The sequence below is a fragment of the Corynebacterium sp. HMSC06G04 genome (assembly GCF_001807365.1).
GTDB classification, from domain to species: Bacteria; Actinomycetota; Actinomycetes; order Mycobacteriales; family Mycobacteriaceae; genus Corynebacterium; species Corynebacterium simulans.
Genome location: NZ_KV788590.1, coordinates 35,083 through 61,884 on the forward strand (window position 1 = coordinate 35,083; position 26,802 = coordinate 61,884).

Here is a 26,802-nt window from a genome sequence, read left to right on the forward strand (position 1 = left end):
GCTGCCCATCATCTTAGCCCAACCTGGACGGTCCGTTTAGAATCAATATATGTTCTAGGTCAAAAATATACTATAGTCCACAGGGGCAACTTCTGTAACATTAGTAACAATCTTCCGAGCCGTGCAACAGCCTGTGCAGCCCACACGATTAACAAGCCGGTAGCCTAACTGTCGCGCTAGCTTTCCCTTATTGACGTAGGACTTTTACTCAACATGCCTTTTAATTTCTCTGATTTAACCTTCCACGCCGCTGCCCTGAGCCGCTTTATCCCGCAGCTTTTTAAGTCCGGCATCATCACTCACCGTGATGGCATGACCCCGCTACTCAAGGCCGGGCCCATCTTAAGCCGCTACCGCTTTACCACTGCCCGCGAGCTCGAGCAGGGCTATATCACCTGCCCAGAGCGCCTCGCGCTAATCGACGACGACGGCACCCTCACCTACCGCCAACTGCGCAACAACGCGCAGACCCTGGCCAAGCACCTACGCAGCCTCGATCTGTCAGAAATCCGCCTCGGTGTGATGGCCCGCAACGGCCGCGGCATCATCACCCCATTAGGCGCCAAGGGATACGCGGGCGCGCATATCTTCCTGCTCAACGTCGGTTCTTCCCCAGAGCAGCTCGCAGGCTGCATCGAGGAAAACAACATCAACGTGCTCATCATCGACGACGAATTCATCGACCGCCTCGATCCCGCCTATCACGAGAGGATCGCCGTTATTATCGGGCATGACTCGGGCGCGGAACATTTCGGGCTGCCGACGCTAGACGGCATCGTCAAGCACGCCGAAGCAGTGCGCGACATCCGCTTGCCAAAGTATCCGAAGCACGGGCACATCGTGCTGATGTCTTCTGGCACCACCGGCATCCCCAAGGGCATCATGCGCCCGGAGCCGACGCTGCCGGTCGTGCTGGCATCCATCGTGGAAAACATCCCCTGGCGTGCCAACCAGAAGGTGCAGATGACCGCATCCATCTTCCACACGTGGGGCTGGGCCTGCCTCAATATCGCGCTGGGACTGCGCAATACCATCGTGACCCGTCGCGTCTTCGACCCGGCGGCCGCGCTCGATGACATCCAGCGCTACCAGCTCGATGGTCTGCTTTCCTCCCCCGTCTTCTTCCGCCAGATGGTTGAGGTTGACCCGGATTCGGCGTATGACACCTCTTCGCTGAAGTTCATTGCCTCCGCCGGGCATGCGCTGACCCCGGAGATCGTGAAGGAAACCCACGAGCGCTTCGGCCCGATTCTCTGCAACGTCTATGGCTCCACGGAGCTGGCGCTGGCGTCGACGGCCAGCATGGAAGAGGTGGCTAAAGACCCGACCATCGGCGGCAAGATTGCCTCCGGCACTAAGCTGCGCATCCTCGATGAGGAGGGCAATGAGGTTCCGCGCGGCGAGGTCGGCGAGATCTACCTGACCAATTCCACCGCGCTCATTGGCTATACCAATCCGAAGATCCCACTCCACAAGGTCGATGGCCTCATTTCCATCGGGGACTTGGGCTATATCGACCCCGAGGGCTACCTGCATGTGGTGGGCCGCGCCGATGACATGATCATCGTCGGCGGCGAGAACGTGCACCCGCAGTCGGTGACGGAGGTACTCGAGGCCATGCCGGGCATCGCGGAGGTGCATGCCGGTGGCGTGGAGGATGAAACCACCTTCCAGCGCATCGCCGTGTGGGCGGTGACCACGCGGGACGCCCTAGGCAACGCCGTGACTGCCGACGCCATCCGTGCCTGGGTCCGCGAGAACCTGGCGGACCACTCCGTGCCGCGCGATGTCCACTTCCTGGACAAACTCCCGCGCAATGCCACGGGCAAGGTGGTGCCGCGCCTGCTGCACGGCACCGACTAACCCACGCCTATTCCTCTCAAGACGTAGAACCCTCCGAGCCAAAACTGCCCGAGTTGCCAAAACCTTCGCTCCTAACCGCAGGGAACAACGTTGTTTTTGGCAACTCGGGCAGTTCTTGTGTCTGGGATTTAATCCAGCCGGCTAGCTGCTGCGCTTGACGGTTGCTGCGACTTCGCCTGGCAGGGCATGGCCCTCGCGAGCGATGTCGACTCCGGCGACCTGCTTGGCCGTCGGGCACACCACCGGGGTGATGAGGTTGACGCCGCGCTCGCGCAGCTTGCTTGCCTCCACCGCGATGATCGGCGTGCCGGCAGTGACGGTATCGCCCTTCTTAGCCAGGGCGGTGAAACCTTCGCCCTTGAGCTCCACGGTGTCGATGCCGATGTGAATGAGCAGGTCCAGCCCATCCGCGGTCTTCATGCCGAAGGCGTGGCGCGTCTTAAAGATCATGGTGATGGTGCCGTCTACCGGGGCGCAGACGTCGAAGGCATCGACGGCATCAGGCATCACCGCGAAGCCTTCACCCACCATGCCCTGCGCAAAGGACGCATCCGGGACCTGGGAGAGCTCGACAACGTCTCCGGCGAACGGGGTGCGCACGTCGACGCCAGCGGCATCACCGCTTCCGCTCTGAGCGGCAGCGGCGCTGGCTCCAGCACCTGCCGCGCTCGCTGCACCAGTCGTGGCCAGGGCCGGGGAGCCGTGGCGCAGCTGGTGGCTGACCTCGTCATACATGAATTGCACGGCCGGGCCCACGATGACCTGGACGCTCTTCTCGGAGGGGTGGATGACGCCGGAGACGGCGGCGCGTTTGATCACGGAGTCGTCGACAAGCGCCTGCTCCTTCACGCCGACGCGCAGGCGCGTGGTGCAGTAATCCAATGAGTCAATGTTGTCCTTGCCGCCGAGACCCTCGATGATGCGGGCGGCATCACGAGCAGTCTTCTCATCGCCGGTGGCGGAATCCTCCATGGAATCTGCTACCGCATCGTCCTCGCCGCGGCCCGGGGTCTTGAGGTTGAGCCAGCCGATGAGGAAGTAGAAGATGACGAAGTACAGGGCGAAGAAGCCCACACCCATGACCAGCAGCATGTACCACTTATTAGCCAGCGGGTTCTGCGAGGAGAGCAACATGTCCACGAAACCGGCAGAGAAGCCAAAGCCGGCGGTCCAATCCATGGCGGAAGCGATGAAGACGGACAGGCCCATCAGCAGCGCGTGCACCACGTAGAGCAGCGGGGCGACGAACATGAAGGAGAACTCCAGCGGCTCAGTCACGCCGGTGAAGAAGGAGGCCAAAGCACCTGCGGCCATCAGGGAACCGACGACCTTGCGCTTGTTCTTATCCGCGCGCAGGTACATGGCGAGTGCCGCGCCCGGCAAGCCGAACATCATGACTGGGAAGAAGCCCGCCTGATAGCGGCCGACGACGCCCTCGACCGTGCACTGGCCGTTGGCCCAAATGCCCGGGCAATCGGCGGCGGAGGTAGCAGTAGCGGCTGCCTCGATGGTCTTCTGACCGGCCTGGAAGTTGCCGATGTCATTGATACCGATGACATCGAACCAGAAGACGGAGTTCAGCGCGTGGTGCAGGCCGGTCGGGATGAGCAGGCGGTTAGCCACGCCATAAATACCGGCGCCCGCCGCGCCCAATCCTTGGATGGAGGTACCGAAGTTAAAGAGCGCGTTGTAGATGAACGGCCACACGAAGTAGAGGATGCCGGAAATCACTATGGCGATGACGGCGGTAAGAATCGGCACGAGGCGCCGTCCTGAGAAGAAAGCCAAAAAATCCGGCAGCTTGGTGCCGTGGAAGCGGTTATATACCCAGGCCGCCATGACGCCGGCGAGGATGCCGAAGAGGACGTTGCCGCCGCCCACGGCGTTCCAGCCTTCCGCGGCCCATTCCAGGGCCTCATCGCCGGTCAGCGCGGTGGGGTCTTCGATGCCGCGGTAGCCGGCCACGGCCTCGGGGCCGAGCAGTTTCATAAACGTGGCGAAGGCCAGGAAGCCAGAGAGTGCCGCGGCACCGTTGGAATCCTTGGCCAGGCCGAAGGCAATGGCGATGGCGAAGATCCAGCCCAGGTTGGCCAGGACCGCATCGCCGGAGCTGATCAGCAGCTGGGCGGCGAGGTTATCCGGGCCAGCCGCGCTGGAAATCCAGTATCCAACGCCACTGAGGATCGCCGCGACGGGCAGCACCGCCACAGCGCCCATGAGGGCTTTTCCGAGCCGCTGCAGCGGCCCCATGACATCGATTTTCATGCGAGGAGTCCTTTCACACTAGTAAGGAATTAGATGGAGTTTTTAGGAAAAGAGTGGGCGGTGCGGACGGTGCTTGTCCGCGAAAACGTAGTACTCGCGGTCCTCCAGCTGGGAGGCGGCGGCTTCATCGAGGATCACCGTGGCGCGCTGGTGCCACTGCAGGATCGACGCGGGGCAGTGCGCGGAGAGCGGGCCTTCCACCATGGCGTGGACCGCGCTGGCCTTGTTGCTGCCAGTGGCCAACAAGAGCAGGTGGCGGGCCTCACTGATGGTGCCCAATCCTTGGGTCAGCACGTGGCGCGGGACCTCGTCTTCGTTGTCAAAGAAGCGGGCATTGTCCTGCACGGTTTGCGGGTGCAGCGTCTTGATGCGGGTGCGTGATTGCAGGGAGCTCGACGGCTCGTTGAAGCCGACGTGCCCGTTGGCCCCGATGCCCAGCAGCTGGATGTCCACGCCGCCGGCATCACGGATGGCCTTGTCATAGGTGGCCGCGGCGGTGGCGGGGTCATCGGAGTCACCAGCGGGGCTTTTTACCAGGTCATCATCGAAATCCACGTGGCTGGTGAATTCGCGGCGGATGGTGGAATAGTAGGACTGCTCGTGGGTACGCTCCAGCCCGATGTATTCATCAAGCAGGAATGCGCGGCTGCGGGCAAAGCTCACCTCGCCGCGCTCATGGCGCGTAATGAGCTCCTTGTACATCGCTACCGGGGTCGATCCTGTGGCCAGGCCCAAGGTGGCGCCGGCGTTGGCGTAGTGCGCGAAGATGTCAGCGGCCTCCACGGCCACTTCGGCCGGCGTGGAGCGGATGAGGATTTCCATGAGATGCCTTCCTGTGTGTTTAAGAGAGTGGGATGTCCGCGCCGTCGACGATGACGCGCACCGGTTGGTAGTGAGAGTTAAGGCCAACCAGGTTGGCGCGCGCGCCAACCGCGATGCGGCCTAGATTCGTCTCCCCCAACACGTCGGCTGCCGTGGTGGAGGTAAAACGCACCGCCTCGCCCAGACCATGGCGCTCGGCGAAGCTGGCGAATTGCTGGGACAATGTAGAGGTGCCGCCCGCGATAGCACCGCTGGGCACGCGCGCGACTCCCCCGCTCACGGTGACAGGCAGCGAACCCAGCTCATAGTCACCGTCGGCCATGCCGGCCGCCGCCATGGCATCAGTGATGGCGAAGGCGCGGTGACTGTGAGCCATGTCCACGGCGCCGTCAACAAGATGCACACCATCTGCGATGAGCTCGACGGACACATCCCCCGCCTTCGCTGCGGTGAGCAAAGCCGCTACCGGGCCCGGCGCGCGGTGGTGAATAGAAGGCATGCCATTAAAGAGGTGCGTTCCAGTCACGGTCAGGCCGAGCTCCTTAGCCTTGGCGATAACGCTCAGCGTGGTGTCATAATCGGCCTCGGTGTGGCCCAGGCTGGCGATGATGCCATGCTCCGCGCAGACGTCGAGCAGCTTGTCGACGTTCTCCGTTTCCGGCGCGAAGGTAATCGAACGCAGGTGGCCGCGGGCCGCGGCGATGACCGCGCGGAAGAAGTCCGGGTCACCGGGCACGATGCGCGATGGGTCCTGTGCGCCGCATTTGGCCGCAGCGATGAAGGGGCCCTCCATGTGGATTCCGGTGATCTCGCCTTCTTCAGCCAGCTGGGCTAAAAGCTCCGCCCGGGCGCAGAGTTCTTCTTGCGTGCCGGAGACCAAGCTGGCCAGCAGTGTCGTTGTGCCGTGCGCGCGGTGGAAGCGGGCGGCGGCTAGGCACTGCTCGTAGTCGCCGTTGGGGAATCCCCCGCCGTTGCCGCCGTGGTTGTGTAGGTCCACGAAGCCGGGCACCCACAGCAACGCATCCGAGTCCCCGGCGCGCCAGGCAGCCTCGGCTTGGGGGACGTCGCCAAGCACTATGCCCTCAATACTCTCCCCGAACGTGACGGCCCCAGCGCGCAGCTCGAAGTTTTCATCAATATAGAGGCCCTCGACGTGGCCTTTCTCCTTTGTCTGCATGGTTCATTCGGTCCCGCTTGTACGGGCTGACGTGGCGCAGCCCGGTTGACAATTCACTTGAGATTTATCAGGGCTACCAATTTTTGTGAACCACACTTCCTCCGAAGGGGGTGTGTGAGCGCAGATGGCTTTTAGCGCGTTAGGTGCACCGCGCGGAATGTCGAAAGGCCCGGCGAGCTACCAGCCGCGGGTGACCACTCGGTCCCAAAGCGCGTTGCTCGCTAGCTCACCGGCGCCCGCTGGTGAGGTGCCAACGAACACATCTCTCGCATCAGGATCATCAGCAAGAATGTAGCGGAACCACGCGGTGGCGTAACTGTCCCCGAACTCTAGAACGTCCTTGTGGTCCGCGCCCAGGCGGCGGGCAATGATTGCCGGACCACCAGCTGATTCAAAGTTCTCCTGCAAGTCTGACCACGGACTAACAAGCCAGCGGTCCGAACGGCCATCGCTCGTCATCAGGAATAGCGGTTCCTCTACGTCAGCCGTGTTGTAGTCCCAGTCATTGGACTGTGCCACTTTGTGGGAGGCCGGGCTCGCCGCATACACAGCTGCTACCTCCGTGTGGGCCGCAGCGTTGATGGCACCCGCACCACCCTGTGAGTGGCCAAAAATGCCGACTCGTGATCGGTCCGCACGAGAATCCAGTTCCGGCAAGCGCTCAATCAAGTGCACGACATTCTCTCCTGTACCTGTGTGGGGAGTCTCATCGCCGACAACCACGAAGCCCCAACTAGCCAGGTGCTCCGCCACGGGCAGGTAGCTGCTCAGCGGCGTGTTCGTGCCATTAGCCATGACCGCCGCCGGAAACGGTCCCGCGCCTGTCGGTGCCGCGATGGTCACGTCGCCATCACGCCGCACGTCGACCTCGTGCGGCCCTCGCCCGCAAACGACGCTTCCAGCGGGCCACCTGTCTCAGCGCTATATCCGGCAGCCACGCCGTCATCACCGGTCACGCTGTCTGCGTCCACCCACTGCATGAATCCCACAAACCCTACAAACGCCACCACAATCACGGCCACCACGGCAATCATGCCAACCACAAGCTTTTTCATGCTCTGTATTGTGTTTCGCACGAGAGCGAAGGTCACTAGCGCTAGCACTACTTTTTCCTGTACACAGTGCAAGAGCTGCCTCCGCTACGCCCTTGAAATGAGAGACTCACATCATTACCTTGTTGTATGTAATCGTCATCACATATGGGAGAAATAATGCTTACCTCCGAAACGCTTTCCGAAGTAGTCACAGTAGGAGGTTCAGGTCCGTTCAGCGGCCAGGGCAACGAAACAGTTGCAGCCTAAATGCATCCCCCTAGAAACAGTGGTGACGAAGGACTTTCATCTATCTACACCTTGACCGCCACATATTTTTTATTGTCAGTGTGCGGGTCAATGACCAGCCTCTCGATTTCACTCCACTTCGCCGAACTCAACAAAGGCGAACTGTTGGTGGCAAGCATCTTCATCTCGGGTACTTGCGCTCAAGTTTTTGCAGTCCCCTTTCTGGCCCCACTCTTCAACAAATTCAACAGCTATCACATTGCGCTTGCTGCACTCTTCTTAGATCTTCTGGGCCTGTTATCAATGGCAGCCTATCCAGAGCCATTGATCCTCATTGTCGGAAATCTCGTCACCGCATGCTTAAGCGGACTGTCAATTCCATCCATTTTCACCATCGCTGACTCTCAGGTCGGCGAAGGACAGCAGGCGAAAGCCTTCTCCCTCTTGGACACAGCCCGACTTGGCAGTGGATTCCTTGGACCACCTCTAGGTGGATTACTACTGGACCAAAGAAACCTGCAGACAGCGCTCTTCGTTGAAGCTTGCGCCGTTGGAGTCTCGCTACTTGCTTTTTATTTCCTTTATAAATCCTCGCCCCCGAAAACACTGCTTCATTCAGAAACCAAAGATTCTTCACCGAGTTTTCTCCAGAAGGTCCTCGAAGCACCTTCCCTTTTGCTGAAGAATAGAAGCGCTCGGTCCGCGTTAACCAGCATTTGGGGAGCAATTATCTGCACCTCGGTTTTCAACGTTTCGCTTGTCTTCTATGCGACACAGACCCTCCACGTCAGCGGTACGTTATATGCCATCATTGCCCAAGCATTTATCGTGGGCCGCATCTTTGGCGCACGGCTTTCAGCTCGCCTTCACTCACAGAACGCTGGGAAAGTCCTGGCCGGGGCAGGATTCGCTATGGGGTGTTTCATAGCTTTACCTGGACTATTTCCCTCATTGTGGCTCTGCATCCCATGTTTCCTCCTGGGCGGAGTCTGCAATGCTGCTCAGGTGGCCGCACTACGCATAATCGTTGTCGGATCCGTACCTGATGAAGTGAAACCCAAAGCCCTTTCTACGATGGGTTCAATTAACAGCTCCGCAATGCTTATTGGATACATCATCGGGGCACCTGTTGTAAGTGCCATCGGCCCAGCTGCGGCCCTTGTCGTATCAGGGTTTGGCACCTCTATCCTCACTCTGGGGCCAATTCTGAAGACCACCATGTACGGTGCCTCCGGTGACCAAGACTACGACAACAAATAGCATTCAATTCTGTAGTAAATCTACTGTCAGATGCGAGTTTTTGGTACCGGTGTTCTGGGGACTCGGTACTGCCGTGTTCCGGGTAGTTGGTACCGGGCCGAGGGGTGCGTCGGCCCGGACGGGCTACAATTTCAGGGTGGAATCACAGCTAGTCGCCTACATCGATGAGTCCTCCGCCCTTAGACCCCCAGACCGGCAGGAGTACATGGTGTGTGCAGCCATCATCGACACTCAAGACTTGGAAAAAATACGCGAGGAGCTGCGTCCACTACGACTTCCTGGCCAGGTCAAACTTCACTGGACCGACGAACGTAATAGCCGACGCCGAAAAATCGTGGACACCCTTTCTGAGATCGACTCCATGCAAGCGATCATCACCCACCGGAGTGAAGTGAGCAAGAAGACGGAGAGGCACCGCAGGAAATGCTTGGAGCAGATGTACTTCGAGCTCTCCGAGATGCACGTCCACAACGTCACTTTGGAAAGCCGGCAAGAAGCACAAAACAGGCGAGACGTCGCCCATATAGTTGCGCTGCAGGGCCAGGGACAAAGTGCTGGCATCCGACTGCGACACGTACGCGGTGGCGATGATCCCCTGCTCTGGATTCCAGATGCCGTTCTGGGAGCACTGAACTCCGTCCATCTAGGGGAAGAGCAGTACTGGGAGAAGCTGCACGAGAAAGTGATCCTCAACCGTCCCACCCCGGATTCCCTCTAGAGGCAGACGAAGACCCTGGGTCCAGTCGTCCGGCTGGGGTCCCAGGGTCTTCTTCCGATCCTGTCGTAACAGGTGGCAATAACACTAGGGTAGCACCATTTGGCACCATTTAGCACCATTTGACACCATTTGGCACCATTTGGCACCGATAGGCCCCGTCCGTTTCCTTAGCTGGATCGGCGGCCTCATCCTGGTTTCCTGACCAAATCCACATCGACCAAGCCGAACGCAGCGGGCTAAATATCACTCTGCTCAATACCCCTAGACGTTGACGCCGACATGCCCCGCCGAGATACAGCAGGTCATAGGACAAAGACCTCTTACTCCGGCCATCACTGAATCGATCATCAAACCACCCCGGCGGGAGCTGACGGAAAATCTCTGAAGTCAAACCCTCATCAGAGATGACTTTCTTTGCACGGGATACTTCCCGTCGTGAACACCCCAATGCGTGTGTGATCTGCGCCTAGCTAGCACCATCAAGGCACATCGCAATGATCTGCTTGAAGTTGACCACAAGGACCAGCTCCTTCCAAGTAGAAGTTGACGCAACACCAGCGGATTGTGGTGTCGCCAACATCACTTCGTATGACGCCAATGACCATCAAAAAGCATGGGCTTCAGCTGCACGAAAAATGGACTCCACGCTTGAAGAAGAAATCCAAATAGAAGAGATTATCGGGTCTGTTCGCTTGGATCTCTGCGAAACGCTAGTCAAGCTACTGAAGTTGAAGGGCATCAACTATCCGCAAACCTTCAGTGAGAAAACTGGTCTCTATGACGGCCTTTACAACAAGATAGCCAATGGAAAGCAGCAGACGATGAAGCGTGACACTTTGATGGCTATCGCGGTTGGTTTAGGACTTACATCGCACGCCACCCAGGAGCTCATGAAAAAGGCCGGAATTTCCCTCAACGCGCTGAAAGATCCCGACCGAACCTATCTTACGATTTTGGAACGGTTCCCCGGAACAGATCTTTACAACGCTAACTGCTTCCTTGAAGCCCGGAATCTTCCTCCGTTGGGAAGCAAGTATCGAGATTTCTAAAACTCGAAAACTTTGAAAGTTCGGATTAAGCCCCCATCGTGGGGCTTTTTCTGTATGCCCTGAGAGATAAACCCGCTTTTACTAGGCATTTCAATTGAGCTTTCGAAGTCAGGATTCCTGTTTTCAAACCAGGCATGCTCGGTTCCATGAACACAAAAACACTCACTATAGCCCGGTTCTCCGAAACAGTGCCCCACAAACTTGGCTTTATTCGCGATGCCACAATGCTTGCCTGTCTTGCAACGAACAGGGTGATCAGTGCTAGCGAGCACGAAGCCTTGTACGCCCAACTGGCGGAGATGTGTCGGCCGGTTTATCAGCGCCGAAAATTATTGGTTTTGACTGGATAAACGCCATGTTTAGAGCGTGTATAGACACAAGCACCGATCAGTTTAGAGGTGAGGAGGAATAGTGGCGAAGATCGAGCAGGTGACGCCAGCCAAGCCAGTGAGAGTGAAGCTGGTGAATGTCGCAGCATACGCGCGGGTATCCACAGCAAGGGAGCGCCAGCTGTCCTCTATCGCCGCCCAGGTTTCTTATTATTCGCGACTCATCCAATCCACCCCCGGCTGGGTCTACGCGGGAGTTTTCACCGATGAGGGAATCACTGGCACCAAAACCAGCGGCCGACAAGGCCTAGCAGACTTGATGGAGCTCGCCAGGAATGGCGGGGTGGATATTGTGTTGTGCAAGTCGATCTCCAGGCTTGCCCGCAACACGCTCGACCTGCTTCGTATCGTGCGCGAACTCAAGAACTTGGGTGTTTCTATCCGTTTTGAGCGTGAACATATCGACACTGCCACCGCTGACGGTGAGCTACTGCTGACGTTGCTAGCCTCGTTTGCCCAAGAAGAGTCTGCTTCTTTGTCAGCGAATGTGAAGTGGGCGATTAGGCAAGGTTTCAAACAAGGCAAAACGAATTCGTTTGTGCTTTACGGCTACCGCTGGGACGGAGAACGCTTCCACATCGAGGCGCGCGAAGCCGAAGCCATCAGACGCATCTACACCAGCTTCCTGGCAGGGATATCGCCTGAGAAAACTGTGGCTCAACTTAACGCTGAAGGTTTCCGTTCTCTAACCGGTGAACCCTTAGAGCCTAATCTTGCTCGCCGCATCCTTGAAAACGAGCGCTACACCGGAAACCAGATGCTTCAAAAAACCTTCATCCCCGCTATCGGCGCCAAACGAGAAGTAGAAAACAATGGCGAGTTGGAGCGCTACTGGGTTGAAGACTCCCATCCCGCCATCATCGACACAGAGACCTTCCAACAAGTACAAACAGAGTTAGCGCGTCGCCGCAGGCTTGGTCTTGCTGCCACGCCTTCGCTTGCCACGGGCTGTTTTACTTCCAGGATCAAGTGTGCCTCGTGTGGCAGGAATTATCAGCGTAAAACCCGCTACCGAAAGGCTGGTGCTTACAAGATTTGGCGTTGCTGGGGAGCATGCCTCGGGCAAGGCAATACTTGTGGGCCGGATCTCAAAGAAACCCGACTCAAACAAACAGTAATCAAGATCCTCACGCTGGCTAAGTGGAATGAGGAAGAAATCATGTCCCGCCTATCTTGCATCACGGTCATGAAAGACAAGTTGATCTTCACCCATGACGATCAGCGCCAGACAGTCATTGCGCTGGCCCAGCTGGAAGGAGAATAACAGTGGCTACGGTTACCGCGATACCAGCAACCAAGACACGCATCCACGACAGCGCGCTTTCAGGTTTTAGCTCCAAACGCCGGGTGGCAGCCTACGCAAGGGTGTCCACCGATATGGAAGAACAAGCCACCAGCTATCAAGCCCAAATCGATTACTACACCGTCCACATCCAATCGCGTGCTGATTGGGTGTTTGCTGGCATGTATGCCGACGAAGGCATTAGCGGTACTTCTACCAAACACCGTGAGGGCTTCCAAGCCATGATCGCCGACGCGTTAGCCGGGAAAATTGATCTGATCCTCACCAAGAGTGTCTCGCGGTTTGCTCGTAACACCGTCGACTCCCTGACCACCGTCCGACAGCTAAAAGAAGCCGGTGTGGAGGTGTATTTCGAGAAAGAAAGCATCTGGACCCTTGATTCTAAAGGCGAACTACTCATCACCATCATGAGTAGTCTTGCCCAGGAAGAATCTCGCTCCATATCTGAGAACGTCACCTGGGGACATCGCAGACGCTTCGCTGATGGGAAAGTCATGGTGCCCTACTCCTCGCTACTGGGATATAAGAAAGGCGCTGACGGTAACCTCGCTATTGATGAGACTCAAGCCCCGACCGTGCGCTTGATCTACCAGCTGTTTCTAGACGGCTCATCGATCACCGAAATCCGTGCCGAGCTACAGCGTCGCGGTATTTTGACTCCGCGAGGTAAAACCAACTGGTCCACCTCAACCGTGCGCTCCATCTTGACCAATGAGAAATATAAAGGCGACGCCCTGCTCCAGAAAACGTTCACCGCTGACTTCCTAACCAAACGAATCGAAGTAAACGAGGGCGAAGTCCCGCAATACTACGTCACCGGAAACCACGAGCCGATTATTGATGCGCCCGTCTGGGATCAGGTTCAATACGAGTTGGCCACCCGCCACGCAACCAACAGCTCCAAAATCGGCCTATTTGCCAGCCGACTCAAATGCGCAGATTGCGGATCCTGGTACGGACGCAAAACCTGGGCATCCAACACTAAATACAAGCACACGATCTGGCGGTGCAACCAAAAATACGACCATCCCCGTCCCTGCCAGACCGCTACCTTGCGTGATGAGCAAATCCAGACCGCGTTCCTCGCCGCGCTAAACCAGCTGGCTGAACAATATCGCGGACAAAGCCACCTACCACAGGTCATCGACGCCATGTTTAATACAGACCAGCTCGAAGCGGAGTCCAAGCGCCTAGACGAGAAAATCCGCGCTCTTGCCAGCGAGATTGAATCATTGGTTGCAGAAAATCAGCGGGTAGCGCAAGACCAGGACCAATACCTCGCCCGCTACACCCAGCTAGAAGCGCGATACCAGAAAACCCTGGGCCGCAAACAAGCCATCGAGGCCGAGATTGCTGCCAAGAGTGCCAAGGCCACTGCGATCAAAACCGCCTACACCCAGTTGGCCGACAAGCCCATCCAGCATTTTCAACCATCCCAGTGGACAGCGCTTATCGACCATGCCGTTATCGGAGCCAACGAGATCCAGTTCGTCTTCAGAATCGGCACTGAAATCACCGTGCCTATTGCTAGCAGGCTGCCAGTTTCTTCCACTTCCTGATTTTGGTGCGAAACGTCGTAAATGGCGCGACGGTGTTGATATGCACCCATTTCCACACCGGCCACGCCGACGGGGTGGAAGAAGCCCACGCACGCTGACCCGAACTAAACAATTCTGATTCGGTTAGACCGCCCACCATTTTGACTATCTCACCAAGCAGGATCTTGAACCTGTCGATCAAATCCTCAGTAGATACCTGCTCCCAGCGTTGGTAGAACGATTCATACAATCCGCCCAGTTGATTCCACTTAAAACCAGGTGCCGGAGTCACCACGTCAAGACCGGCTTGTTCGTCACGTTCCCAGCCGAGCAGTAATTCCATCCAGCCAAGCTGGTAGGCGATCATCTGCCGGGGCGTGCGGTCAACACCGTCAACCAGCCGGTCCCAACCATCGCCAGGAACGCCTACGAACTCGCCGATAAAAAGTTCGCCACGCTTAGTAATCTCTGCGGCTAGTTCATCGCCGGACGCATACGATCTCACCACACACCTCCTCGTGAAACGGCCTTAGGTTTAACGCTTCGTTAGCGCGTTAAACCCTGAATACGCATTTTACTAGGGCAAACAAGATACCCGCTAACGCAAAACCCAAACCCGCTAACGCAAGCGATTTTTCACACCCCCCTAAGCGATACTCGCTAACGCAAAAGGGTACTTATCAAATCCGACGTCTAAGTGGAGCCGCCTGCGAGAATCGAACTCGCGACCTTCTCATTACGAGTGAGATGCTCTACCGACTGAGCTAAGGCGGCACGGCGCAACGGGAAGATGCACCGCGTGAAAGTTTAGCCTAGGCCCGGGCTAAGAAAGAAATCGGGCCACCACCCGCACTACACGCGCAGCACACGTGCACGCTAGCGCGCACCGCAGGCCAAACGCAGGCGGCCAATCATGCCGTCGAAAGCCACCTGCGGGGTGACGTTCTGCGGCAGCTGCTCGCGGCAGGTACGGATGGCGGACTGAGCGGCAAGCAGCCCATCCTCGCTCACGCGTTGAGCAAGTTCGCCCGCCAGGCCGGCGAAGTCCGGGTGGGTCATGTCCACCTCAGCGCCAACTTTGAGCATGAGCGCATCGCGGTAGATACCGGCAAGATCCACAAGGACAATATCGAGGCCGTCGGCGATGCGGCGTTTAGCGCGCTTCTTATGGAGCTCCTCCAGTTCTTTCAGGGCACTGCGGGCGTCGCGCTGCGCCTTGCTTGCTCCCTTACCCTTGGCGCCGATGCCGAAGGACTGCTCAATTTTGGAGCGCTCCGCTTCTTCGGATTCAGCGTGAGAATCCTTGGCGTCCTTCTCAATGAACTTCAGCAGAGCGGTAACGGATTGGAAGGCCTGGGAGCCGTGGAAGACGTCTTCGGCCAGGTTGATGGCCATGGCGCGACGCTTTTGTGCGGCCGCATCCTGTACCAGGTGGCGGGCACGGCCCACGTGCTGCAGGCTCGTGACGGCGGCCAGGCGAGCATCGTGTTCGCTGGCGCCCTCGGCGACGAGCTGTTTGACCACGCCTTCCACGCTGGGCGAAGGAATATATAGGTGGCGGCACCGCGAGCGCAGGGTCTGGGAGAAATCTTGTGGGTCCTCGGAAGGAGCCACCATGACGATGACGGTGCGCTCCGGCGGCTCCTCCACTGTTTTCAGCAAAGCGTTGGCGGCCTCGTTGCGCAGGCGGTCGGCTTTGTTGAAGATAACCACGCGCCACGGCGCCACGCTGGGCAGGCTCGCCGCACGGCCGATGACATCGCGGGCCTCGCCGACAGTGATGAATTGTTCCTTAGGATCGACGAAAACTAGGTCGGTGTGTTTTTGTTGTTCCAATACCGCCCGGCAGGCCGCGCACTGCCCGCAACCGGGGTCCCCGTTTTCGTCTTTGCTCGTGCACATCAACGCCGCCGCAAAGCACAGCGCCGCCAAAGAGCGGCCCGCCCCGGGAGGACCCGTAAGCAGCCAAGAATGACTCATCGCCCGCAGATCCCCCTCACCTCGGGCGGCCCGAGCTGCGGCCAAGATGGTCTGGGCCACTGCTGGGGTATCTGCCAATCGTTGCGCAACGCTTCCGGTATTCACTCGCCCTAGCCTACTGGGATAACTAAAGTAATAAATCATGAACAGACTACTGCGTGGCGCCCGCTGGCTCATGGGCACCCAATGGCCTATGTACGCCACGCTCGTTCTGGGATCCAACATCTTAGGCGCCGTGGCGATCATGACCTTCGTGGTCTTCTTCCTGCCGATGCCGGAGATTAAGGACTTTACTTCCGACGTCCCGCACTTAGCGTTAATCGGCGTCCTCTATGTTTCCTTCGCCGTGCTCATCGGCATTTCGGTAACCCTGTTACTCTTCCGGCCGGTGCTGGACTGGCAGCGCAATCCCGAAGCCCACGATCCAAACATGGTGCGCAACCTGGTGCTGCGCATCCCCATCTACCAAGCCGCAGTGGCCGGCCTGGTGTGGATCATTGGCATCGTCTTGGCCATCATCATCGCCACCCAATCCTCCGGCAGTCTGGGCCTAGTCGTGGGAGTTTCCACGACCTTGGCCGGCCTGTTGGTGGTGTTGCTTACCTACTTGCAGGCAGAACGCCTCGTGCGCCCCGTGGCGGCGCAGGCAGTGGCCCGCCGCTTCGAGGACTCCACTCTGGAGCCGCCGATTAAGTACCGCCTCATCTATACCTGGGTAATGACCTCCGGCATTCCGCTCGTCGGAATCGCACTGGTGCTCGTGGGCCAGCGCACCGGCATGTTCACGGATAACGCCAACGACATCATGCCCGCGGTCATCGCCCTAGCGCTGACCGCCCTGGGAACGGGTTTTACTGGCACCGTCTTCGCGATGATGAGCGTCGTTGACCCCATCGTCGAGCTACAGGATGCAATCAACCGCGTGCGCCGCGGCGAAAATGATGTGCAGGTCGATATTTATGACGGTTCCGAGTTGGGCGTGTTGCAGGCAGGCTTTAATGAAATGATGCGCGGCCTGCGCGAGCGTCAACGCGTGCGCGATATCTTCGGCCGCTACGTCGGCATCGAGGTCGCCCAGCGCGCACTGGAGGAACGCCCCGAGTTGGGCGGCGAGGACCGCAAGGTAGCCGTTCTTTTCATCGACGTCATCGGCTCCACCACCTTCGCGGTCAACCACACCCCAGAGGAGGTCGTCGAAGAGCTCAACAAGTTCTTCGAGCACGTAGTCGAAGTGGTGCACCGCAACAAGGGCATCATCAACAAGTTCCAGGGCGATGCCGCGCTGGCCGTATTCGGCGCTCCGCTTAACGTCTACGACGCTAACTCCATGGCGCTGCAGGCGGCGCGCGAGCTGCGTCAGGAGCTACGTGGCTTGGAGCTGCAGGCAGGCATCGGCGTCGCGGCGGGTCACGTGGTGGCCGGCCACATCGGCGGCGCGGACCGCTTTGAGTACACCGTCATTGGTGATGCAGTAAACGAGGCGGCCCGCCTGACCGAGCTGGCCAAGGACACTCCGGGCCAGGTCCTGACCAACTCCGCCACGCTGCGCGGTGCCAACGAGGCAGAGCAAGCCCGCTGGACCATGATGAAGTCCATTGAGCTGCGCGGACGACGCCGCATGACACGCCTGGCACGCCCTATCCGCTCCACGCTTGCTGAACGCGCGGAACAATAGCGGAGCAATAGCGGCGCAGTAACCGAGAATTTATTTCATAAAATCTGTAACATGCGCCCCATGACTTCCGCAGTGTCTCAGTCTCGACCTCGCATGATCGTGCCCGACGTAGCTCGTGGTATGGCTCTTCTCGGCATCGCCCTAGCCAACGTCTGCACTGGGTGGATTACCACCTCCCATCCAGACGGCCAGTACTTCGGCGGCATCGATTCCGGCAACGCGTGGGATAAAGCAACCGTGCTCTTTACCGCGATGTTCGCGCATAACCGCGGCTTGCCGATGTTCTCCACGCTCCTGGGCTTCGGTATTGGGCTTATCACCCTGAGCCTTTGGCGCCGCGGCTTCCCGCTCGGCCAAGCGCGCATGGTCATCATCAAGCGCTACGGCTTCCTGGCCCTTTTCGGCATTATCCACCTGGTGTTTATCTTCTATGGCGACATCATGTTTTTCTACGGCTGCTGTGCTTTGGTCATCAGCATGTTTATTTCCCTGCACGATAAAACTCTCAAGAAGATCGCTTATACCCTGCTGACCATCATTACGGTCCTTGGAATCGGTGCGTTTGTGCTTACGCTTTTGGTTCCGGAATTAGGCATGAATTACGTCAACTTTTCCGAGCTTCCCCAATCCTATGGAAAGTTGGTGCTGGATGGATTATTGATGCTGTTGGGGCAGGCTGTTAGCGCCGGGCCGTTCATGCTCATGTACGGACCCATCATGTTGGTGGGCTTTACGTGGGCGCGCCAGGGCACGCTTGCCGACGTCGCGTCTCACCGCGCCGAGCTGCGCATCTGGGCGGGCATTACAGCAGTGATCATCTTGGGCGTGGGCCTGCCGTGGGGTCTTGCTACTATCGGCGTGCTCCCCGCGGAAGCCGAGGGGGCCTTCTTTCAGCTCAACACCTTCGTCGGCGTGATTACCGGCCCGGGCATCCTGGCGATGCTCGCGCTGGTGCTAGAGAAGGTGCAAACACTGCCCTGGTGGCTGTGGCCATTTAGTGCGCTGGGTAAGCGCTCGATGAGCGGCTACATCATGCAGTCGATCATCTTCTTCGCGGTGATTTTCCCGTTCACCTTGAACATCGGCTCCCAGTTCTATGCCTCCGGCTTGGCCTTGTTGGCGGTGGGCAACTGGCTGCTCACTCTGCTGCTGGCCTGCCTTCTCGAATACTTTGGCAAGCCGGGCCCGTTCGAGTGGCTGCATCGCCGAATTTCTTATGGCAAGACGATGCGGCCAGAACTAAAAAGGCAGCCGCCTAGCGGCATTGAATCACCCGTCAGTGGCGCTCCAGTGCATCAACCAGAAGGAAATGTCCAAGCACGCGGCTAGCGGCCTCGGCGGCGCCCAGCAGGCGGCTATCGCGCAGCGGGTTGACGGGCAGGGTGCGTGCAAGGGTAAGCCCCTCTGAAAAGAGGATGAGGTTGGCGCCGTGGCTCGCGCCCTTCGTGGCGTCTGCGCGCAAGGCTGGATCCCCTGCGAGCGCCGAAGTGGCGGCAACAGCCGCACCAGCCACTGCGGTGGCCGCGCGGTAGCGGCCCTTAGATACGGCAAGACCGCCAGCCCACGCGCCGATGCGCAGGCCCCAGCCCAGCTTGTCGTTGCGCTGCGCACGCAAAAGATACAGATAAGCCCCGTGATGCAAGGCAATGGCGGCAATGCCTAGAGCATTCGGTTCGCCGCGCTTGCAGTACTGGCCCACCGAACCGGCAGCAAGGCCACCGCGCAGCACCGGGTTCGCCGTTTGGGTGCAGAGAGTAGCTATTACCGCGGCGTCGAGAAGCCGGGGCTCAAACCCGAAGATGCGCGCCCAAGCGCTGGCCTCCCCGGCGGCTAGAAACCCTAGGCACGCGGGGTGGCCGGCGGGATCGGTGATTGCGGGATATACCGCCCGCCACAGCGCGGCGGCGCCCTGTTCAGTGCGTTGCAGGAAGTCCATCGCTACTTGCGGCTGCCTGCCTTGACCACGTTCTTAGTGCCTGGCGAAGGCTTCTTCGCCGTCGACTTCTTCGTGGATTTCTTGGTTGCCTTCTTCGTGGATTTCTTAGTCGATTTTTTGGTCGACTTCTTACCAGCCTTCTTGGTGGTCTTCTTCTTACCACCATCCGCGGCTTCCTTGGCACGGCGTTCGGACAACAGCTCGTTGGCACGGGCGTCGGTAAGCGTTGCGGGATCGTCGCCGCGGCGCAACGAAGCATTCGTGGTGCCGTCGGTGACGTACGGGCCAAAGCGGCCATCCTTGACGGACATCGGCTTGCCGGAGACGTCATTGTCACCCAGCTGCTTCAGCGGCGGCTGCGCGGCGGCGCGGCCACGGCGCTTCGGCTCCGCGTAGATGCGGCGCGCCTCGTCCAAGGTGATGGAGAAGATCTGCTCTTCGTTAGCCAGCGAGCGGGAATCGCTGCCCTTCTTCAGGTACGGGCCATAGCGGCCATTCTGTGCGGTGATGACCTCGTTATCGGAAGGATCCACGCCCACCTCACGCGGCAGGGAAAGCAGCTGCAGGGCCTGCTCCAGGGTGACCGAAGAAGGCTCCATGGAGCTAAACAGCGAAGCGGTGCCAGGCTTGAGCTTTTCGTCGATGTACTCGGCGATGCGCTTTTCCTTCTGCTTTTCCGCAGTCTTGGTCTCCCAGTTCTTGGCGCGCTTGCCTTCCTCGGCGCGCTGCTTATCCTCAGCCTCGCGCTCCTGCTTGACCACCTCGAGGGCCTCGGCCTCAGCCTTCTCGCGCTCATCCTCGCGCACCTGCTCGGTGACATACGGGCCGAAGCGGCCTTCCTTGGCCACGATCATGCGGCCATTGGCGGGGTTCTCACCCAGCTCGCGGCCGCCCTGCGGGGTGGCAAAGAGCTTCTCAGCGAGCTCTTCACCCAGCTCATCCGGGGTGGTGGTCTCAGAAAGGTTGGCGCGCTGATACTCCGGTGTGCCGTCCTCGGCCGTGCCCACCACGCGCTCGATGTACGGGCCATAGCGGCCGACGCGCACGAAGACGTCGCGGCCTTCCGAGTCGGTGTAGAGCAGCAAGGAGTTGACCTTGCGAGCGTCGATGGCCTCAAGGTTGATATCGATAAGGGACTTCAAGCCGCCGTGGCGCGCGATGGAATCCGCCTTCTGCTCCTTGGCCTCAGCATTGCCGAAGTAGAAGCCCTTGAGCCATTCGGTACCGTTCTCGTTACCAGCGGCAATCGCGTCGAGCTCGTCTTCCATCGAGGAAGTAAAGTCATAATCCACCAGCTCGGTGAAGTTGTCTTCCATCAGGCCGATGACCGCGAAGGCAACCCAAGATGGCACAAGCGCGTTGCCGCGCGAGAGCACGTAGCCGCGGTCCTGGATGGTCTTGATGATGGAGGCATAGGTGGAAGGACGGCCAATGCCCAAATCTTCCATCTTCTTAACCAGGCTGGCCTCGGTATAGCGCGCCGGCGGGTTGGTGGAGTGACCGTCAGCGGAAACTTCCTGGGAGGCCAGCGCGTCGCCCTCGTCGAGGTGCGGCAGGCGGGACTCACCGTCGGAATTCTTGTTAGCCACGTCCTCGTAGGCCTTCAGGAAGCCCGGGAAGGTAATGGTGCGGCCGGTGGCAGAAAACTCAACGTCCTGCGCGCCCTCGGCGGTCTTCGCATTCGCAGCCACCGTGACCTTCATGGAGGTTCCCTTGGCATCTGCCATCTGGGAGGCCACGGTGCGCTTCCAAATCAACTCGTAGAGCTTGAACTCTTCGGCATCGAGGCGGCTCGACAGCTCGCCCGGGGTGGCAAACTTTTCGCCCGCCGGGCGGATCGCCTCGTGGGCCTCCTGAGAGTTTTTCACCTTGCGGTCATAGATACGCGGGGAATCAGCGACATACTCCGCGCCAAAGATGGAGCTAGCCGCGCCACGCGCCGCGTTCAGGCCCTGCTTAGACAGCGAGGTCGAGTCGGTACGCATGTAGGTGATGTGACCGTTTTCGTAAAGACGCTGCGCAATGCGCATAGTGCGCTCGGAGGTGTAGTGCAGGCGGCGGCCCGCCTCTTGCTGCAGGGTCGAGGTCATAAACGGCGCATAAGGCTTGCGGGTATATGGCTTGTGCTCGACGCTTGTGACGGAGAAAGCGGCGCCTTTCAGGGCGTCGGCAAGCGCCTGTGCGTGCGCCTGCTTGACGACGACCACCTCGTCGCTCTTGAGCTTGCCCGAATCATCGAAGTCACGGCCTAGGGCAACACGCTTGCCGTCGATGGCGGTCAGACGAGCATCGAAAACTTCCTTCGCCTCAGCCTTCTCGCTGTGCAGGCGAGCGGTAAGATCCCAGTACTCGGCGGAGATGAACGCCATGCGCTCACGCTCACGCTCGACGATGACGCGGGTGGCAACGGACTGCACGCGGCCGGCAGAAAGGCGCGGCATGACCTTCTTCCACAGCACCGGCGAAACCTCGTAGCCATAAAGGCGGTCCAGGATGCGGCGGGTTTCCTGCGCATCGATCAGGTTCTCGTCGAGCTCACGGGTGTTTTCTGCCGCCTCCAAGATGGCGGACTTGGTGATCTCGTTGAAGACCATGCGGCGCACCGGCACCTTTGGCTTAAGCACCTCAAGCAGGTGCCACGCAATCGCCTCACCCTCGCGGTCGGGGTCTGTTGCGAGATAGAGCTGATCGCACTGCTTCAGCTTGGCTTTAAGGTCAGCGACCTTCTTCTTTTTGTCCTGGCTAATGACATAGAGCGGGGTGAAGTCATCCTCGGGGTTGACGCCGAGGCGCGCCCAGGATTCTTTCTTGTACTTCGCCGGGACGTCGGCGGCGCCACGTGGGAGATCACGAATGTGTCCCACGGAGGCCTCAACAATGTAATTGTCGCCTAGGTAGGGCTGGATCTTCTTAGCCTTCGTCGCCGACTCGACGATGACCAGGGTTTTCCCGGCTACTTCTGCCACTCGACTTCATCCCTTTCGATGATGCGATCACTTGTCGCTCACACGTTGCTTCTACAACGCTTATACAACGCCCTTTGTTCACGCTACGTTAAACGAGCACAATCAAAAGGCAATTGAGCAATAGCGTACAGAAGTTCTTTTACTCTGTACTTATTAGGGCAGCTGCGCTGCCTTACCTGCTGCCTTTAGACATGCACGGTTATACTGGACGCTTTGTCACAGTAACTGGGCACAGTAACAGGCACAGTAACACGAATCGCGTACCCGATGGGGAGGAATGATGGTTGCATCCGTCACCGCATGGATCGAAGTAGTCATGCTAACCCAATGGGTATACCCGCTGGTAGGAACATTGATTTTCCTCGATTGTTTCTTCCCAGTGCTGCCTTCAGAGATCCCGCTCAACATGGTTGGAGCATGGTCGGCCTCGCAGGGCTACCCGCACATCCCCATGATGTTCTTCGTGGCAATTCTGGCCGCCATCGTGGGCGATAACCTGTGCTTCCTGCTCGGCACCCGCCTGATGACGCTGGTCAATCGCGTCCAGAAGGGCACCAAGGCCTACGAGGGCCTGGCTTGGGTCAAGCGCAACATGCGCCGCGGCGGTGGCGCGGCGATTATCATCGCCCGCTTTATCCCTTCGGCCCGCCTTTTCATGACCATCCTGTTGGGCTCGATGCGCTATCCTTGGCCGCTGTTTTTCTTCTTCGACATCATCGGCGTCAGCATCTGGGCCGCGCAGGCGCTGGCCATTGGCTTCGTGGGTGGCAAGGCCTTCTCGGATTCTCCTGCCGTGGCGATGATTGTCAGCATCATCGCCGCCGTCATCATCGGCTTTGGCCTACAAAAGGCCCAGAATGCGGTGCTCGAGTGGTGGGATACCCGCCGCGGATATGCAGAAACCCCTTAAGCCTTTAAAGGCTTAAAGGGGCCGTGTGTGAGCTTTTAAACGCCGCGTTTTAAAGGGCGGTGACGTTCTGGGCCTGCAGCCCCTTTTGACCTTCGGCGACCTCGAAGGAAACCTTCTGGTTTTCCTCCAGGGTGCGGAAGCCGCTGCCCTGAATCTCGGAGTAGTGAACGAAGATGTCGCCGGAGCCATCTTCCATCTCGATAAAGCCGTAGCCCTTTTCTGCGTTGAAGAACTTGACGGTGCCTTGTGCCATGGTGTTTAACCTTCTATGTAAGTGTCTACTAGTAGTGGACAAAGTGGATTGTGGAAAACAAATCTTCGCCAGCACTAACCAAAAGAAAAACACTGAGCCAAGAATTTATCGGCCTAGCACCCAGTGTGGCACGTTTGGTTAGCTGGCGATAGCTCGCCACGTAAATCTTTTTAGAAAGGGGGTAGCGTGCCCAACCCCCTCGGCCAAGAATTAGTCGAGCTGCTGCAACGCCGCTTCGATGAAACAACGTTTACTTCCGTCACCACTTTAGAGGCAAAACCTGCCCAATTCGGTCCGTGGCCAGATTGGGTTTTGCCGGGGCTTAAAACCTATTTGCAGGGCCATGACGTGGCAAAGCTTTATTCGCACCAGGTTAAAGTGGCCGAAGAAGCATGGCGGGGCAACGACGTCGTGGTCGCCACCGGCACTTCCTCCGGCAAATCTTTAGGCTACCTACTTCCCATCCTGACCAGGCTGGCGGAAGAGCCCACCGCGTGCGCTTTGTATATCACCCCCACTAAGGCGTTGGGCTCGGATCAGCTGCACGCGGTTTTGCAGATGTGCCGTGAGATTGAGCAGTTGCGTGGTGTGGTCGCGGCGCCTTATGACGGCGATACGCCCACCGAATCCAGAGCCGGCATCCGGGACGACGCGCGCTTTATCTTTTCGAATCCAGACATGATCCACATGTCGATGCTGGCCTCGCATCAACGCTGGGCGCGTTTCTTGCGGCACTTGCGCTTCATCGTCGTAGATGAGTGCCACTCCTATCGGGGAGTATTTGGCGCGAATGTGGCGCTGGTTTTACGCCGCTTGCTGCGCTTATGCGAGCACTATGGCGCGCATCCGGTGGTGATTTCTGCCTCGGCCACGATGAAGGACCCAGCACTGCATGCGCAGCGCCTTACCGGGCGTGAGACGGTTGCGGTCACAGAAGACGGCGCGCCCACGGGCGCGCGGACGGTGGCTCTTTGCGAGCCCGGGTTCATCGATGGCGCGGAGGGCGAAAATGGCGCTCCCGTGCGCTATGCCGCAACCACCGAGTCGGCTGGGATGATGGCGACTTTGGTGGCAGAAGGCGCCCGCACTCTTACCTTTGTGCGTTCCCGGCGCGCCGCGGAGACGGTGGCCTTGCGCACCGCGGAGGAGCTATCTGGTTCCCTCGGACGTCCCGATTTCGCCCGTCGCATCGCGGCTTATCGGGCGGGTTACTTAGCTGAGGACCGGCGCAAGTTAGAACACGCGCTTGACGACGGCACGCTGCTCGGCGTCGCCACCACCTCCGCGCTGGAGCTAGGCATTGACGTCGGCGGCCTTGATGCCGTGGTCATTGCGGGCTTTCCGGGAACGGTGGCTAGCTTCTGGCAGCAGGCGGGCCGCGCGGGAAGACGCGGGCAAGGCTCCGTGGTGGTCTTGGTCGCGCGCGACGAGCCGATGGATACCTACTTGGTGAATCATTCGGAGGCCCTGCTGGGAAGGCCGGTGGAGGCCAGCGTGTTTAACCCGGCAAATCCCTATATCTTGTTCGGCCATGTCTATTGCGCGGCGGTGGAAAAGCCGCTGCAAGATGCGGAGATCGCCCAGCTGGGTGCGCAGGAGGTTGTCCATTCCTTGGCGGAGCGCGGGCTGTTGCGACGCCGCGACCGTGGCTGGTTTGCAGCGCCCATCCCGGCGGGCGAAGAGCTCACCCCGGAGACCGCACACTCGGCGGTATCGTTGCGCGGCGGCGCGGGCGAGGAAGTGATGATCGTGGATTCTTCCGACGGCCGCCTGCTTGGCACCATCGACGCTGGACGCGCCGCCAGCCAGGTCCACCCCGGCGCGGTGTATCTGCATCAGGGCGAAAGCTACGTAATTGAACAGCTGTACTTTGCGGACTACCTGGCGCTGGCAAAGCCGAAGACGCCGGAATATACAACGACCCCGCGCTCGACTACGGATATCCGCATCGTGCGCGAGGCCGATGAGCTCATCAACTATGCGCCGGGGCTGTGGGTGGCCAACGTAGAAGTGGAGGTAGTCGACCAAGTAACCGGCTACCAGGTGCGCCTGCCCGACGGCACGGTTGGCGATGACATTCCACTGGACATGCCGCAGCAGCGCCTGCACACCCGTGCGGTGGCCTACACCATTGATCCGCTGGCGCTTGCAGCAATGGGTGTGAGCGCCGCCGATACTCCGGGCACTCTGCACGCGGCGGAGCACGCGGCGATTGGCCTGCTACCGCTGATTGCTACCTGCGATAGGTGGGATATCGGCGGCGTGTCCACGGCGCAGCATGCGGATACTGGTCTGCCTACGGTCTTTGTCTACGACGGTCACCCGGGCGGCGCTGGCTTTGCCGATGAAGGCTTCCGCCGCTTCCCGGAGTGGATAGCCACCACGTATGAAACGGTGGTTTCTTGCCCGTGCGAGGCAGGCTGCCCCTCGTGCGTGCAGTCACCAAAGTGCGGCAACGGCAACAACCCGCTGGATAAGGCCGGTGCCATTAAGTTGCTTGGTGCACTGGTGACGATGACGCAGTCAGGGCCCATGCCCACCGAGACCTAGACCGGACCAGCCCGAGCCACCGCCTCCACGCGCCTCACGGCGACAGTGACGATGACATCGCGCTCGACCACGCGGCACTGCCTAACACTGGAATTGTTGTGCTGCGCGGTCTCCCGCGCCGCAGCACACCCGTCTTGGCCTTTTGCGTGTTCCCACGCGGCCGCCACCGCCGACATGTCGGCGGCAACCTGCGCCTCATGGCGCGCTGCCACGCGGCTAGCCACGGTGACAACGACCAAGAGGAGGGAGACGATGGCAACGATGATCCCCGCATTAACCACGGTGGCATAGCCAGCCTCAGCGTCCTTGCGGCACATCACTGCCCACCTCCCGCCGAACCCGCTATCTCGGCCGGAAACACTGCCTGCGCTTTCATCTCCCCCAACGGCGAGCGCACGGTGGCTTGTGCGGTGACGAGGCCACCCCTTTCAGCGATGTCGACGCTTACTTTCTCCTGGGAGTAGTCCTCGCCTATCGCATATGCACGCGCAGCGGCACCGGCGGCGTCGACAGCCGCCAGGTGGGCCGCCATCGTCGCGACACCCGCAACGGCACCGGCCGCAACGATGACCAAAGAGCTCAAGCCGAGGGCTGCCTCAATGGTGACCGAACCGGTGTCGCTGCTAAGGCGCCGAACGATGTGAAGATAACAGCGCCGCATTGTTTAACCCGGAGTGTTAGACAAAGCGTCAGTGATGATGGATTCGATAGCGTCTGGCACCTGGCCGCCGTTGATGACGGCATAGAGCACAGCCGCAAGGGCCGCAGCGGCCAGCGAACCCATGGCGTATTCGATGGTGGACATACCGTCGTCATTCTTGAAAGCGGTATTAATCTGAGCAGCAATCTTGTGCATGTTCTCTTCCTT

General features: G+C 59.2%; 23 protein-coding genes and 1 tRNA gene. 10 read left to right on the plus strand and 14 right to left on the minus strand.

Annotated features, from left to right (window positions below; translation table 11 throughout):
- Positions 1 to 213 precede the first annotated feature (213 nt).
- Positions 214 to 1,863, plus strand: a complete 1,650-nt coding sequence (locus HMPREF3158_RS01270; protein WP_062042512.1) for an AMP-binding protein — start codon at positions 214 to 216, stop codon at positions 1,861 to 1,863.
- A 141-nt stretch (positions 1,864 to 2,004) separates the two neighbouring features.
- Here the strand turns inward: HMPREF3158_RS01270 and nagE are convergent, their stop codons facing one another.
- The 5 genes from nagE to HMPREF3158_RS13070 form a co-directional block, all read right to left on the minus strand.
- Positions 2,005 to 4,128 (minus strand): N-acetylglucosamine-specific PTS transporter subunit IIBC, encoded by a 2,124-nt coding sequence (gene nagE / locus HMPREF3158_RS01275; protein ID WP_070497005.1) that lies wholly within the window; start codon positions 4,126 to 4,128, stop codon positions 2,005 to 2,007.
- A gap of 42 nt (positions 4,129 to 4,170) precedes the next feature.
- Entirely contained in the window at positions 4,171 to 4,950 is a 780-nt protein-coding gene (gene nagB, locus HMPREF3158_RS01280) for a glucosamine-6-phosphate deaminase (RefSeq protein WP_046647861.1), read from the minus strand.
- Between the two features lie 19 nt (positions 4,951 to 4,969).
- Entirely contained in the window at positions 4,970 to 6,127 is a 1,158-nt protein-coding gene (locus tag HMPREF3158_RS01285; RefSeq protein ID WP_070497008.1) for an N-acetylglucosamine-6-phosphate deacetylase, read from the minus strand.
- A 177-nt stretch (positions 6,128 to 6,304) separates the two neighbouring features.
- Entirely contained in the window at positions 6,305 to 6,988 is a 684-nt protein-coding gene (locus HMPREF3158_RS01290) for an alpha/beta hydrolase family protein (RefSeq protein WP_235590987.1), read from the minus strand.
- Positions 6,967 to 7,182 carry a hypothetical protein gene (locus HMPREF3158_RS13070; protein WP_235590986.1) on the minus strand — a complete coding sequence of 72 codons (216 nt, stop codon included), beginning with the start codon at positions 7,180 to 7,182 and terminating at the stop codon, positions 6,967 to 6,969. The genes HMPREF3158_RS01290 and HMPREF3158_RS13070 overlap by 22 nt, the downstream gene beginning before the upstream one ends.
- Before the next feature lie 246 nt (positions 7,183 to 7,428).
- Between HMPREF3158_RS13070 and HMPREF3158_RS01295 the strand changes: the two genes are divergently transcribed.
- From HMPREF3158_RS01295 to HMPREF3158_RS01315, 5 genes are all read left to right on the plus strand, one after another.
- Entirely contained in the window at positions 7,429 to 8,667 is a 1,239-nt protein-coding gene (locus HMPREF3158_RS01295; RefSeq protein ID WP_049146084.1) for an MFS transporter, read from the plus strand.
- A 136-nt stretch (positions 8,668 to 8,803) separates the two neighbouring features.
- A complete protein-coding gene (locus HMPREF3158_RS01300) occupies positions 8,804 to 9,385 on the plus strand; it encodes a hypothetical protein (protein WP_083291023.1) in 582 nt (193 codons plus the stop codon).
- Between the two features lie 494 nt (positions 9,386 to 9,879).
- Positions 9,880 to 10,434 (plus strand): hypothetical protein, encoded by a 555-nt coding sequence (locus HMPREF3158_RS13075; RefSeq protein ID WP_062036117.1) that lies wholly within the window; start codon positions 9,880 to 9,882, stop codon positions 10,432 to 10,434.
- A 411-nt stretch (positions 10,435 to 10,845) separates the two neighbouring features.
- The gene (locus HMPREF3158_RS01310; RefSeq protein ID WP_062036120.1) at positions 10,846 to 12,087 is read left to right on the plus strand and encodes a recombinase family protein; all 1,242 of its coding nucleotides are present in this window, start codon (positions 10,846 to 10,848) and stop codon (positions 12,085 to 12,087) included.
- A 2-nt stretch (positions 12,088 to 12,089) separates the two neighbouring features.
- Positions 12,090 to 13,685, plus strand: a complete 1,596-nt coding sequence (locus HMPREF3158_RS01315) for a recombinase family protein (protein ID WP_062036122.1) — start codon at positions 12,090 to 12,092, stop codon at positions 13,683 to 13,685.
- On the opposite strand, the gene HMPREF3158_RS01320 is transcribed toward HMPREF3158_RS01315, so the two are convergent.
- The 3 genes from HMPREF3158_RS01320 to HMPREF3158_RS01330 all read right to left on the minus strand — a co-directional run bounded on the left by HMPREF3158_RS01320 (position 13,654) and on the right by HMPREF3158_RS01330 (position 15,788).
- On the minus strand, positions 13,654 to 14,169 hold the full coding sequence (locus tag HMPREF3158_RS01320; RefSeq protein ID WP_034969882.1) for a ClbS/DfsB family four-helix bundle protein: 516 nt from the start codon (positions 14,167 to 14,169) through the stop codon (positions 13,654 to 13,656). The genes HMPREF3158_RS01315 and HMPREF3158_RS01320 overlap by 32 nt on opposite strands.
- A 193-nt stretch (positions 14,170 to 14,362) precedes the next feature.
- Positions 14,363 to 14,438 (minus strand) — tRNA-Thr (locus HMPREF3158_RS01325).
- 102 nt (positions 14,439 to 14,540) lie between these two features.
- Positions 14,541 to 15,788: a DNA polymerase III subunit delta' gene (locus HMPREF3158_RS01330; RefSeq protein ID WP_083291022.1), complete on the minus strand. Its 1,248-nt coding sequence runs from the start codon at positions 15,786 to 15,788 to the stop codon at positions 14,541 to 14,543.
- Between HMPREF3158_RS01330 and HMPREF3158_RS01335 the strand changes: the two genes are divergently transcribed.
- Positions 15,787 to 17,319: an adenylate/guanylate cyclase domain-containing protein gene (locus HMPREF3158_RS01335; RefSeq protein ID WP_049147246.1), complete on the plus strand. Its 1,533-nt coding sequence runs from the start codon at positions 15,787 to 15,789 to the stop codon at positions 17,317 to 17,319. The two genes, HMPREF3158_RS01330 and HMPREF3158_RS01335, sit on opposite strands and share 2 nt — an antisense overlap.
- Before the next feature lie 60 nt (positions 17,320 to 17,379).
- Positions 17,380 to 18,648: a DUF418 domain-containing protein gene (locus HMPREF3158_RS01340; protein ID WP_235591324.1), complete on the plus strand. Its 1,269-nt coding sequence runs from the start codon at positions 17,380 to 17,382 to the stop codon at positions 18,646 to 18,648.
- Here the strand turns inward: HMPREF3158_RS01340 and HMPREF3158_RS01345 are convergent.
- Both HMPREF3158_RS01345 and topA read right to left on the minus strand, forming a co-directional pair.
- Positions 18,596 to 19,255, minus strand: a complete 660-nt coding sequence (locus HMPREF3158_RS01345) for a hypothetical protein (protein ID WP_062036127.1) — start codon at positions 19,253 to 19,255, stop codon at positions 18,596 to 18,598. The two genes, HMPREF3158_RS01340 and HMPREF3158_RS01345, sit on opposite strands and share 53 nt — an antisense overlap.
- Before the next feature lie 2 nt (positions 19,256 to 19,257).
- Positions 19,258 to 22,221, minus strand: coding sequence for a type I DNA topoisomerase (gene topA, locus HMPREF3158_RS01350; protein WP_070432339.1), 2,964 nt, complete (start codon positions 22,219 to 22,221; stop codon positions 19,258 to 19,260).
- A gap of 280 nt (positions 22,222 to 22,501) precedes the next feature.
- Here topA and HMPREF3158_RS01355 point away from each other — a divergent pair, with 280 nt between their 5' ends.
- Positions 22,502 to 23,131 (plus strand): DedA family protein, encoded by a 630-nt coding sequence (locus HMPREF3158_RS01355; protein ID WP_062044397.1) that lies wholly within the window; start codon positions 22,502 to 22,504, stop codon positions 23,129 to 23,131.
- Between the two features lie 49 nt (positions 23,132 to 23,180).
- Here the strand turns inward: HMPREF3158_RS01355 and HMPREF3158_RS01360 are convergent, their stop codons facing one another.
- On the minus strand, positions 23,181 to 23,384 hold the full coding sequence (locus tag HMPREF3158_RS01360) for a cold-shock protein (protein WP_061920226.1): 204 nt from the start codon (positions 23,382 to 23,384) through the stop codon (positions 23,181 to 23,183).
- Between the two features lie 186 nt (positions 23,385 to 23,570).
- Here HMPREF3158_RS01360 and HMPREF3158_RS01365 point away from each other — a divergent pair, with 186 nt between their 5' ends.
- Entirely contained in the window at positions 23,571 to 25,934 is a 2,364-nt protein-coding gene (locus tag HMPREF3158_RS01365) for a DEAD/DEAH box helicase (protein ID WP_061920224.1), read from the plus strand.
- Here the strand turns inward: HMPREF3158_RS01365 and HMPREF3158_RS01370 are convergent.
- From HMPREF3158_RS01370 to HMPREF3158_RS01380, 3 genes are read right to left on the minus strand one after another with little or no spacing between them, the layout of a single operon-like run.
- The gene (locus HMPREF3158_RS01370; RefSeq protein ID WP_061920222.1) at positions 25,931 to 26,251 is read right to left on the minus strand and encodes an Rv3654c family TadE-like protein; all 321 of its coding nucleotides are present in this window, start codon (positions 26,249 to 26,251) and stop codon (positions 25,931 to 25,933) included. The genes HMPREF3158_RS01365 and HMPREF3158_RS01370 overlap by 4 nt on opposite strands.
- Complete coding sequence (locus HMPREF3158_RS01375) at positions 26,251 to 26,595, minus strand: hypothetical protein (protein ID WP_070497011.1); 345 nt, start codon at positions 26,593 to 26,595, stop codon at positions 26,251 to 26,253. The genes HMPREF3158_RS01370 and HMPREF3158_RS01375 overlap by 1 nt, the downstream gene beginning before the upstream one ends.
- 3 nt (positions 26,596 to 26,598) lie before the next feature.
- Positions 26,599 to 26,790, minus strand: coding sequence for a DUF4244 domain-containing protein (locus HMPREF3158_RS01380; RefSeq protein ID WP_061920217.1), 192 nt, complete (start codon positions 26,788 to 26,790; stop codon positions 26,599 to 26,601).
- Between the last annotated feature and the right edge of the window lie 12 nt (positions 26,791 to 26,802).